At 67.2% G+C, this 10,439-nt stretch carries 12 protein-coding genes; 7 read left to right on the top strand and 5 right to left on the bottom strand.

The window, feature by feature from the left end; all coding sequences use genetic code 11:
• Positions 1-142: 142 nt before the first annotated feature.
• From DY245_RS13240 to DY245_RS13230, 3 genes are read right to left on the bottom strand one after another with little or no spacing between them, the layout of a single operon-like run.
• Complete coding sequence (locus DY245_RS13240; protein WP_128506930.1) at positions 143-997, bottom strand: helix-turn-helix domain-containing protein; 855 nt, start codon at positions 995-997, stop codon at positions 143-145.
• 7 nt (positions 998-1,004) lie between these two features.
• Positions 1,005-1,529, bottom strand: coding sequence for a DUF6879 family protein (locus DY245_RS13235; protein ID WP_128506928.1), 525 nt, complete (start codon positions 1,527-1,529; stop codon positions 1,005-1,007).
• A complete protein-coding gene (locus DY245_RS13230; RefSeq protein WP_128506926.1) occupies positions 1,498-1,908 on the bottom strand; it encodes a hypothetical protein in 411 nt (136 codons plus the stop codon). Before DY245_RS13230 ends, DY245_RS13235 begins: the two co-directional genes overlap by 32 nt.
• Positions 1,909-2,090: 182 nt before the next feature.
• Here DY245_RS13230 and DY245_RS13225 point away from each other — a divergent pair, with 182 nt between their 5' ends.
• Together DY245_RS13225 and DY245_RS13215 are read left to right on the top strand one after the other, a co-directional pair.
• Positions 2,091-2,378 carry a DUF397 domain-containing protein gene (locus DY245_RS13225; RefSeq protein WP_244943014.1) on the top strand — a complete coding sequence of 96 codons (288 nt, stop codon included), beginning with the start codon at positions 2,091-2,093 and terminating at the stop codon, positions 2,376-2,378.
• Positions 2,379-2,966: 588 nt separating this feature from the next.
• Complete coding sequence (locus tag DY245_RS13215; RefSeq protein WP_128506922.1) at positions 2,967-3,869, top strand: JmjC domain-containing protein; 903 nt, start codon at positions 2,967-2,969, stop codon at positions 3,867-3,869.
• A 91-nt stretch (positions 3,870-3,960) separates the two neighbouring features.
• Here DY245_RS13215 and DY245_RS13210 read toward each other — a convergent pair whose 3' ends face one another.
• Both DY245_RS13210 and DY245_RS13205 read right to left on the bottom strand, forming a co-directional pair.
• Positions 3,961-4,191, bottom strand: coding sequence for a DUF397 domain-containing protein (locus DY245_RS13210; protein ID WP_128506920.1), 231 nt, complete (start codon positions 4,189-4,191; stop codon positions 3,961-3,963).
• The gene (locus tag DY245_RS13205) at positions 4,184-5,059 is read right to left on the bottom strand and encodes a helix-turn-helix domain-containing protein (RefSeq protein ID WP_244943013.1); all 876 of its coding nucleotides are present in this window, start codon (positions 5,057-5,059) and stop codon (positions 4,184-4,186) included. The genes DY245_RS13210 and DY245_RS13205 overlap by 8 nt, the downstream gene beginning before the upstream one ends.
• A gap of 494 nt (positions 5,060-5,553) precedes the next feature.
• Between DY245_RS13205 and DY245_RS13200 the strand changes: the two genes are divergently transcribed.
• From DY245_RS13200 to DY245_RS13180, 5 genes are all read left to right on the top strand, one after another.
• A complete protein-coding gene (locus DY245_RS13200; protein ID WP_128506918.1) occupies positions 5,554-5,889 on the top strand; it encodes a hypothetical protein in 336 nt (111 codons plus the stop codon).
• Positions 5,890-5,902: 13 nt separating this feature from the next.
• Positions 5,903-6,418 carry an ATP-binding protein gene (locus DY245_RS13195; RefSeq protein ID WP_181923660.1) on the top strand — a complete coding sequence of 172 codons (516 nt, stop codon included), beginning with the start codon at positions 5,903-5,905 and terminating at the stop codon, positions 6,416-6,418.
• 159 nt (positions 6,419-6,577) lie between these two features.
• Positions 6,578-7,150, top strand: coding sequence for a TetR/AcrR family transcriptional regulator (locus tag DY245_RS13190; RefSeq protein ID WP_128506914.1), 573 nt, complete (start codon positions 6,578-6,580; stop codon positions 7,148-7,150).
• Between the two features lie 118 nt (positions 7,151-7,268).
• A complete protein-coding gene (locus DY245_RS13185; RefSeq protein WP_128506911.1) occupies positions 7,269-9,497 on the top strand; it encodes an MMPL family transporter in 2,229 nt (742 codons plus the stop codon).
• Between the two features lie 186 nt (positions 9,498-9,683).
• The coding region (locus tag DY245_RS13180; RefSeq protein WP_181923659.1) for an energy-coupling factor ABC transporter permease at positions 9,684-10,439 on the top strand (756 nt) is incomplete at its 3' end.

Here is a 10,439-nt window from a genome sequence, read left to right as displayed (position 1 = left end):
ACCCACCACCCCCACCCTGCATTCCAGCTACATGCCACGACGTGGGCTGGAACCTCTACCGCCTGAGACAGGGAGCCGCCCCACGCACCACAAGATGTGTAGAAACTTGCGTGTCATTCTGACGGCGCAGACATGAATTCCTTCATGCGGGTGACCGTCGGTCGAAATGGTGGATGGCTGTCATGATCAGTTCTCTTGCGGTGTTGCCGTATACGGCTGACTGCTTCAGAAGAGCGAAAGCCTTGGTGTAGAGCTCGATCTCTCTCGGTTGAGTTACCGAGAACTCGGCCGAGTAAGTCTCAACGAGGACGAGCCTGTCATCGAACATGGAAAAGGAATTGCCGGGCCAGATTTTCACAGGTGCGGACCGTGGAATGATGCCCAGGCTCAACCTGGGGAGTCGCATCACGGCCAAGAGGCGGTCGAGCTGCCCCTTCATCACATCCGGCCCTCCGAAATTCGAGTAGAGGGCCTGTTCAGCGAGCAAAACATTGAATATCCGATTTCCTCTGTAGAGATATTGCTGCCGCTCCAGCCTCTTGCCCACGGCAGCTTCCGTGTCGTTGGGGATCTCGTAGAACGAAACGACCTGCTTGAGCGTCTCCGCGGCGTAGTCCGCCGTCTGGAGAGTCCCCCACACGAGGGTGGGGTGCCAGATACGGAAGACCTTGGTCCTGGCATAGACCGGCAGGGCCTTGCTTTGCCGGCTCTCGGCTCCGGCCTGGAGCTGTCGGCGCCACTCAAGCCACAGCTCGTCGATGTGGCGCACTGTGGCGATCAGGTCTTTGGTGTGTTCTTGCCTGTCCGTCTTGAGGCACCAGGTGCGAATGTCGTCTTCGCTGGCGTTCTGCTTGCCGTTCTCGATCCGAGAGACCTTGGACTCTGCCCACCCAGTGGCCACGGCGAATGCCCGGCCGCTCGCGAAGCCCGCATCCTTGCGGAACCCGCGTAGCCGGGCACCCAGTGCCTCTCGCGCTTCCTGTGCTTGATTGCTCACTGATGGGTCAGGGCTTGTACTCGGCGTGTGGAGTGGCGATGGCCCAGAGAAGGTCGCGCAGTCGGATGCACTCGGCCACGATGTCGGGATCCTCGATGATTTCCGACCCCAGTACTCGGCCTTCCGGGCCGAAGTGGCCGACAGCGAGTAGGCGATCGTCGTACAGCCACCAGTCGTTGCCGTCCACGGGGAAAGTGGTGCCCTCGGGGAACCGGTGCCGCGGCAGCCATCGGATGTCCTCGCCGGCCTCGATGTTGAGGTTGGTCAGCGAGTGCTCCCACCCGACGTACTGGGAGTGCGGCTCCGTGACGACGCGGACACGTCGTACGGTCTTCCCTTCGCCCGTGACGCGCTTCATGAGCGTCACCCAGGGGTCGAGCCACGCGTAGTCGTCGGGCTCGCCCCTCTGCCAGCGGGCGTACGGCGTGTCTTCGATGGGAGACCCGTAGTCGTCCCTCAGCTCCAGGTGGAAGGCGTCGCGCTTGAAGCTGTTGAACAGCTCATCGCGCTGAGCGGGGGTGATCAGGTCCACTGTCTTCCTCCAGTAGGGCCGTGATCGAGGACTTGGGCACCTCGATGCAGGTCTCGTAGTCGGGTATGCGCATCTGGCTCAGAGCCTCAGCATCGTGCACTTCGGGGCCCTGGAGGAGGCACGTGCCCTGTTCGGTGACGAGCATGATCGGGGCGTTGAAGTTCTTGATCTCCCCGGACGCGTGGCCGTCTTTCGTCAGGTGCTCAAACAGCTCGGTCGGCACCTCGACGACGGTCTGACCATCCGGCACGTCAAGCTGCATGAGCAAGCCTTGCGCGTAGACCTTCCAGCCCTGGACGACGTAGCTGTCCTGGTTGCTGGCGTACAGGGTGGGGCTGTCTCCGGGGGTGGAGTTCTTACCAAGGAACCGTAGTTTCATGGTTGCTCTCCCGTTCGCTGCCTTGCGCAGGATTGCGCGACACGCCGATCGTCGGTGAGGTGTTCGGGCTCGTCAACCGACTTGCTGCAAACTCGCGCAATCTTCTTGGGAATTGGATTCGTGCCGGTCTATGTTCGTTTGCGCATCCGCGTTTGGCCAAGACAACTGACGAGGAGCCACCAATGCAGACCCCTGAGGTGAAACTGGCACCCGACGCCACGGAGATGCGCAGTCTGAGCGACCTCTACAACCTCCCCGCTGAGGGAACCCAGTTCGAGAGCTTCTGTGGCGGCAACCTCGGCGGCGAGCACGAGTCGTGCGTCGAGGTCGGCGTGATCCCCGGCGCCGAGTCCGCGTTCGCCGTCCGCGACAACAAGCCCGAGGGCGCCGGCAAGGAGCTGCGCTTCACGCAAGCCGAGCTGGACGACTTCGCCCTCGGGTGGATCAACAAGCGGGGCCTGAAGCTCTAACCCGGTCCCTCCCCACCACTCGCACGACGGGCCGCCGCGTCGCCACGGGGCGGCCCAGCACCTCCCAGAAGGGCACAAATGAGCTGGTCAGGGCACTGGCACGGGTTTGGGCCTTGGATTGGCGCACCCGCCAGATATGCGCAGGAGGGTGGTCGCCGCCCCCCGCACTCCATTCTCCCCGCCCCTGGGGCAAGGGAGGAGGAGCGTTACCGGGAAGTCGCCGCAGAGTTCCCCACCTCCGACCTGCCCCCGCTGATGACAGGCCACTGGCTGATCAAGCGGAACCAGGCCGTGCCCGACCGCACTTGGACAGTGGTGGCCGAGACGCTGAATTGGCTGACGAAGCATTACGAGGAGAACCCCCCGTTCACGCGGGAGGACGGCAAGCAGGCATATTGCACCCTGGCCGAGAAACAGGCGTACGCCGTTGATGTGCTTCCTCGCGGAGTCGATGTGAGCTGGGTGCACTACACGCAGTCGAGAAACCTGTTCTCAGCCGCCGTCGTGTGCTGCCCGAACCACTTCCACCCAGACGTTCCTTGCCCGCTCCCACCCTCGTGACCCTCTAGCACAGAAGGAGATTCCGTCATGTCGCTGCGTCTCTTACTGCCCGAGGACGGCGCAACCGAACTCCTGGCCTCTTGGCCCGACGAGCCTCGCGTCTACGAGCGTGGCAGGACGGCACTGGACGACACGGTCACCGCGGACTTCCTCAACGATTACCTCTGCACCGGTTGCGTGCCCGCGAACGAGATCGCGGTCGTCAAGGCCCCCAGTCCGTCCCTGAACCGGGATGCGTTCATGTCGAACGGCCGTACCGATGCGACCAAGCTGTGGAAGCTCCACAACAGTGGCCACACCATCCGCCTGGGCAATCTCCAGCGTGTCGTGCCGTACCTGGCCCATGTCTCTCAACGCATCCAGGAAGAGACGGGCTACTCGAACTACGTGCACGCGTTTCTCACCCCGCCTGGCAACCAGGGGCTACGCCACCACTGGGATCAGCAGATGGCCGTGATCGTGCAGACCACGGGAGTGAAGCGGTGGCAGTTGTGGCGGCCCCCTGTGGACGCTCCCATGCGGGAGTACAACGAGAGCTGGCGGGTGTGGCGGGGCGACTACATCCCGACGTGGGAGGCGCAGGGCCCGGACATAGAGGTCGACCTCAAGGCCGGCCAGTCCCTCTTGCTTCCCAGGGGGTGGGTCCACAACCCCCACGTGGTCAACTCCGAGGAGCCCAGCGTCCACCTGACCTTCGCGATCCGGGAACGTACGCCGATGTGGCTCGCTGAAAAGCTGGTTGCCGGCGCCATCATGGAGCGAGAGTTCCGCCGCATCATCCTCCCCGGCCAGTTGGGAGGGACGGAGCTGGGGCGTCAGCTCTCGGAGACAAGGGCCGCCTTGGTGAAGTACCTCGAAGGGCTCGATCTGGCGCACATCGCGTTGGCGGTGCATCGGGCCGCCATGACGGAGCTGGAGTACACGACCTGATCGAACGCGGTCCTCTTGTGGTGAAGGGGGCCTCCCATTGACGGGAGGCCCCCTTCACCACGTGCCGTCTGTCTCAGGTCTTGCTGATACGTCACACCGAGCGGCCGTCGGCCGAGGCGCCTCGGACTTCGTCGATGAACGCTGCGAACGTCGCCGCCGGGAAAGCCAGCGCTGGTCCTTGTGGGGCCTTGGAGTCGCGGACGGCGACCTGGGCGCGCAGGTTCGCGACCTCGACGCATGCGTTGCCTTCGCCTCCGCTGTAGCTGCTCTTGAACCAAGTGGGAGCCGGTACTTCTATGCCGGACAGCGGGCGATCAGTCATGAGACAGCTCCTGTCGTACTTTGGCCAGCAGCCGCAACGACGCCGAGGTGTCGGCTGCTTGTGAGCGAAGATAGTCGAAGGTGAGCTTATAGCCGGATACATCTTCGGCTTCATCGAGATACAGCCCCCGTCGGCGCATCTCGATGTAAACCACGGCCATGGAGTTGAGTGGGCTTCGTTCGTCGTTCCTGCCGAGGATGACGAAGTCGCCGGCTCCTGCTGCATGGGCTCCGGCTTTGAACGGCAGGATCTGGATCTCGACCGTAGGGCTCTGCGCCATCTCGTAGAGGTGGTCCAACTGCTGAGCCATCACGGCTGAGTTGCCGACGGTCCGGCGAATCACGGCTTCATCCAGCACAGCCCACAGGTGCAGCGGAGGCTCCCGTCGAAGGATGCCCTGGCGCTGAATCCGGGCGTCCACCATCTGCTCGATCACATCGTTCGGGCTGCGAACCTCACGCGCTTGATGGATGGCGAGGGCATACTCCCGTGTCTGAAGCAGGCCGGGGATGACGGTGTTGGCGCAGAGGTGCTCGTACTCGGCTTCGTGCTCAAAGGACACCAGCGGGTCCATCCATTCCGGTACCGCGCTGTTTCCGACCCACCAGCCGTCAGTCTGGGTCCGCGCCACTCGCACCAGGGCGTCGCGTTCACTCGCAGATGCGTCACAGGCATCGGCGATCGCTTTCACCGTGGCCCACCGGATCCGGGCTCGGTCCTGCCACATCTCGTAACGGCTCACCGTCGCCTTGCTGACCCCAGCCCGCTCGGCGACCTGCGATTGGGTCAAGCCGCACCGCTCGCGCAACGAGATGAGGCCACGGGCGATCTGCATGCGTCCCGCCGGCCCTGTGAGTGTCGCGGTCATCCCCGCCCTTTCCTTCCCGTTCGCCATTCGCTGTCACGCTCAGCGACGGCCCAACACGGCGAGCGTACGCAGCAATTGGTCGGCACGGGCACCACTGCTCGCTTGTCACCCACATTGACGAACTCTAGCCATGAGTGCGCCATTCATTGGAGTCCAATGACAAGCTTCTCATGATGCTCGACATCGGCTCTGCGAAAGGGAGTTGAGGGAATGCGTCACCAAATCGCGCATGTCATCGACCAACTGCGATCTCTGTTCGCCCCACGTGGCCGACACTGTGCCGGACCGCCGAGCCGCCCTCCCCGGGCGGCCCGCACCGCGGTTGTGCCTACGCCCCGGCACCCGGGGCCGTACGCCACCGACATCCCCATCGACGGCCGGGGAACGGCCATGATCCGTCCCTACCTGCTCACCCACGAGCAGCGGCAAGAGCAACAGCAACGGCAACGACGCCGAGCGCTCCGGGCTCCCGCGTGCGGCATGGAGGTGGCGCGGTGAACAGCGATGACCCGTCGCTGCGGCGGTTGCCTTGGGTCGGCGAGGGTGGACGGCCTTGTTATCTGTCCACGGATGGCACCGGCCCGGTATCCCGCCTCGCCAACCGGATCGAGGCCGCACAACTCGGCTTGGCGGGCAGGCTGCTCGGCCACGCGCAGGGCCTACTCGCCGACCTCGGACAGTGCACGGCTTCCGAACTCGGCTTTCTGGCCGCTCAGTTGGCGGACGCTCTCCACGACGCGTTGTTCATCGCCGAGAGCCGAGGCAGCCGCCTTGCCCTGGCGGATGGCTCGGATGACGCGGATGACGCGGATGACGACGAGCACTTCTGAAGGGGGTGCGCCGATGCCATCGTTCATCGAGGCCATCCACGACGCGCTGACGTACTCATCCGCCACACTGCAGGCATTGGGCCTGCAATCGTTCCCCGGCGGGGATCTGTCGTCCGCGGGCGCCGCCCGTCGCTACGTACGGACCACGGCCCGTTGGTGGGGCGTTGCCCCGGATCAGGTGGAGGCCCTGGAATCGATTGCCGGGGAGCTCGCCGGTAATGCGCTGGAGCACAGCAACAGCCGTCTCATCGCCGTCGTGCTCTCGCGTACCGCGCGGACCGCGAGCATCAGCGTGACCGACGAGGGGCAGGGCTGTGCGTCCGCACCGGCCAGGCCAGGGCCTGAGCAGGAGTGCGGGCGGGGGCTGCTGATCGTTGAAGTGTTGGCCGACCGCTGGGGGCAGCGGAAACTGAGCGCCGGCTTCACCGTCTGGGCCGAGATCGCCATCGAGGGGCGCGCCCGGGACCGTGAACGTCCGGTCGCCGCCGCCCTGCGCCAGGCGGCCCGCGGAGACGAAGGCGGCCCATGACGGCGGCCGCAGGCGAGGGCAGGTGACGCAGACCACCATCGAAACGTTTCCGTTTCGCTCAGGTGGGGCGTACGGTCGGTGTGTACGAAACCGTTTCGTTCCCAGCCGGGTCCGGACGGTGGCTCCGGTACGCTCCGATCTGACCAGGAGGTGCATGTCATGGGGCGCAGCAGGCTCACTCCCGAGCGGGAGGCCGAGTTGTACGACGCCGTGCTCGACCTGCTCCGCGAGGTCGGCTACGACGCGCTGACCATGGACGCCGTCGCGTCCCGCACGCGCTCCAGCAAGGCCACCCTCTACCGCCAGTGGCAGGGCAAGCCGGAACTGGTCGCCCGGGCGCTGCGGCACGGCAAGCCGGTCAGCATCGAGGACATCGACACCGGCAGCGTGCGCGGCGACTTCGCCGAGCTCGTGAGCCGGGCCGACGACCAGCAGATGGAACGGGACTCCGCCCTGATGCGCGGCCTGGCGCAGGCCATCCACAACAACCCCGACCTGCACCGGGCGCTCCGCGAAGTGCTCTTCGACCCCGAGATGAACGGGCTGGACGCGATCCTGCGGCGCGGTATCGCGCGCGGTGAGATCGCTTCGGACTGCCCCGCGCTCCGGTTCGTCCCGCACATGCTGATCGGCGCCTTCGTCGCCCGTCAGCTCCTTGAGGACCGCTGCATCGACGCCGCGTTCCTGTCCGCCTATCTCGACGCCGTGGTCCTCCCCGCCCTGGGCGTCTGACCCCAACTCACCCAACCACAAGCCCCATAGCCCCTCCCGCGCCGGCGCGCCGCTCTCGTCGCCGGCTCGGTACCGCACGCCCTTGCACCTCTCTCATCCGACGGGAGCACCTCAACTCGTGGCTACTTTCCTCTACAAACTCGGACGTCTCGCCTTCCGGCGACGCGGCGTCGTCGCCCTGATATGGGTGGCGCTGCTGGCCGTCGCCGGCGTCGGTGCCGCCACCGCCTCCGCCCCCGCGGCCGACTCCTTCTCGATCCCCGGCACCGAGGCACAGCGCGCCTTCGACCTGCTCGACCAGCGCTTCCCCGGCGCGAACGCCGACGGCGCCACCGCCCGGGTGGTCTTCAAGGCCCCCGCGGGCGAGTCGATGAAGGACCCGGCCAACAAGGCGGCCGTGGAACGGACCGTCCATGCGCTGAAGTCGGGCTCCGGGCAGGTCGCCCAGGTCACCGACCCGTACGTCACCAAGACCCTCAGCAAGGACGCCCGCACCGCCTACGCCCAGGTCTCCTACAAGGTCACCGGCTTCGAGCTGACCGACGCCTCCAAGGACGCCCTCAAGGACGCGGCCAAGGACGGCCGGCACGCCGGGCTGACCGTCGAGATCGGCGGCAACGCGCTCCAGGCCATGCCCGAGACCGGCGCCACCGAAGTCATCGGTATCGCGGTCTCCGCGGTGGTCCTCGTCGTCACCTTCGGCGCGCTGATCGCGGCCGGACTGCCGCTGCTGACCGCGCTGATCGGCGTCGGCATCGGCGTCTCCACCATCACCGCGCTGAGCAGCGCGCTCGACCTGTCCGGTACGACCTCGACGCTGGCCATGATGATCGGCCTCGCCGTCGGCATCGACTACGCCCTGTTCATCGTCTCCCGCTACCGCGCCGAACTCACCGAGGGCCGCGAGCGCGAGGAGGCCGCCGGACGTGCGGTGGGGACCGCGGGCTCGGCGGTCGTCTTCGCCGGCCTGACGGTGGTCATCGCGCTGGTCGGCCTCGCCGTCGTCAATATCCCGATGCTGACCAAGATGGGCCTGGCCGCGGCCGGCACCGTCGTCATCGCCGTACTGATCGCGCTCACCCTCATCCCGGCGCTGCTGGGCTTCGCGGGGATGAGGGTGCTGCCCCGTAAGGAGCGTAAGACGCTCGGTGGCGCCCAAGGCTCCGCCGCCGGTGACCGCCCCAACATGGGCACCCGCTGGGCGCGTTTCGTCCTGCGCCGCCCGGTCGTCGTGCTGCTGGCCGGTGTGATCGGCCTGGGCGCCGTCGCGATCCCGGCGGCCTCACTGGAGATGGGCCTGCCGGACGACGGCTCGCAGCCCACCAGCACCACCCAGCGCAAGGCGTACGACCTGCTGTCGGACGGCTTCGGCCCCGGCGTCAACGGCCCGCTGATGCTGGTCGTCGACGGCCGGGACGCCCACCCCGGCCAGACCGCCAGGTCCGCCGCCGCGCGGGTCGCCAAGCAGGTCGGCGCGATGGACGATGTCGCCGCGGTCACCCCGCCCACCTTCAACAGGGCCCGCGACACCGCCATGCTGAGCGTCGTCCCCCGGTCCAAGCCCAGCAGCGTCGAGACCGAGGACCTGGTGCACCACATCCGGTCGACGGCGACCGGTATCGCCCAGGACACCGGCGCGAAGACCCTGGTCACCGGCGCCACCGCGATGAACGTCGATGTCTCGCAGAAGCTCAACGACGCCCTGCTGCCCTACCTGGCGCTGGTCGTCGGCCTGGCCTTCCTCCTCCTGATGGTCGTCTTCCGCTCGGTCCTCGTCCCGCTCAAGGCGGCCCTCGGCTTCCTGCTGTCGGTGGTCGCGGCGCTGGGCGCGGTCGTCGCGGTCTTCCAATGGGGCTGGCTGGGCAGCCTGTTCGGCGTCGAGCAGACCGGCCCGATCATGAGCATGATGCCGATCTTCATGGTGGGTGTGGTCTTCGGACTGGCGATGGACTACGAGGTCTTCCTCGTCACACGGATGCGTGAGGCCTTCGTCCACGGCGAACGTCCGGACCAGGCCGTCGTCACCGGCTTCCGGCACGGCGCCCGGGTCGTCACCGCCGCCGCGGTCATCATGATCAGCGTCTTCGCCGGCTTCATCGGCTCCTCCGACTCGATGGTCAAGATGATCGGCTTCGGCCTCGCCATCGCCGTCTTCTTCGACGCCTTCATCGTCCGGATGGCCCTCGTCCCCGCGGTCCTGGCCCTCCTGGGCCGTTCCGCATGGTGGCTCCCGCGCCGGCTCCAGAAGGTCCTGCCCAACGTGGACGTCGAGGGCGAGGGGCTGCGCACACAGCTCGCCGGCGGCCCGGACGAGCCGGAGATCCAGCGCGAACTGGTCCGCGTCTGAGGGCCGTCGCCACGACGCGCCAGGCCCGGCGGCGGCCTCCCGAGGGACGGGGGCCGCCGCCGGGCCGTTCGTGGTCGAATCCGTTTCGCATCATGGGCGCTCTTGCAACTTCTTTGCAGGAGGCACCACCATTGGCTGGTTGCAGACCGTTGGCCGGTTGCAGACGTTGAAGCGGAGAACCCTGAGATGCACGTACCCGATGGATTCATCAATGCGCCGGTGTCGGTGGCGACCGGTGCGGCCGCCGCGGTCGCGGTCGCGGTCAGCCTGCGCGGCGCCCGGCGTGAACTGGCGGGTGCGGGGCAGGGCAGCGGCGCGGGCGCGGAGCGTACGGCGCCGCTGGCCGGGCTGGTCGCGGCGTTCATCTTCGCCGTGCAGATGCTGAACTTCCCCGTCGCGGCCGGCACCAGCGGGCATCTGCTGGGCGGGGCGCTCGCGGCGATACTCGTCGGCCCGTACACCGGTGTGCTGTGCGTCTCGGTCGTCCTGCTCATGCAGGGGGTGCTGTTCGCCGACGGCGGGCTGACCGCGCTGGGCGTCAACATCACCGATATGGCGATCGTGACGACCGTGGTCGCCTACGCCCTGTTCCGAGGACTGGTGAAGGTGCTGCCGCGACGGCGGAGCTCGATCACCGTGGCCTCGTTCGTCTCCGCGCTGCTCTCGGTGCCGGCCGCCGCGGTGGCCTTCACCGCCCTCTACGCGCTGGGCGGGACCGCGGAGGTGCCGATCGGCAAGGTCTTCACCGCCATGGTGGGCGTGCATGTGCTGATCGGGATCGGCGAGGCGGTGATCACCGCCCTGACGGTGGGTGCCGTGATCGCCGTACGCCCCGACCTGGTCTACGGGGCGCGCGGGCTGACCAAGCCGCTGGAGCTGCGCACCTCGCCGCTCACCGCCCCGGGCGCCGAGCCGGCGCCGGCCGCCACCCCCGCGCCGGCC

The organism is Streptomyces inhibens, from assembly GCF_003389455.1.
In the GTDB taxonomy this organism is placed as follows: Bacteria; Actinomycetota; Actinomycetes; order Streptomycetales; family Streptomycetaceae; genus Streptomyces; species Streptomyces inhibens.
The sequence above is the reverse complement of the archived record's forward strand: the minus strand, read 5'-3'. Positions and strand labels throughout refer to the sequence as shown.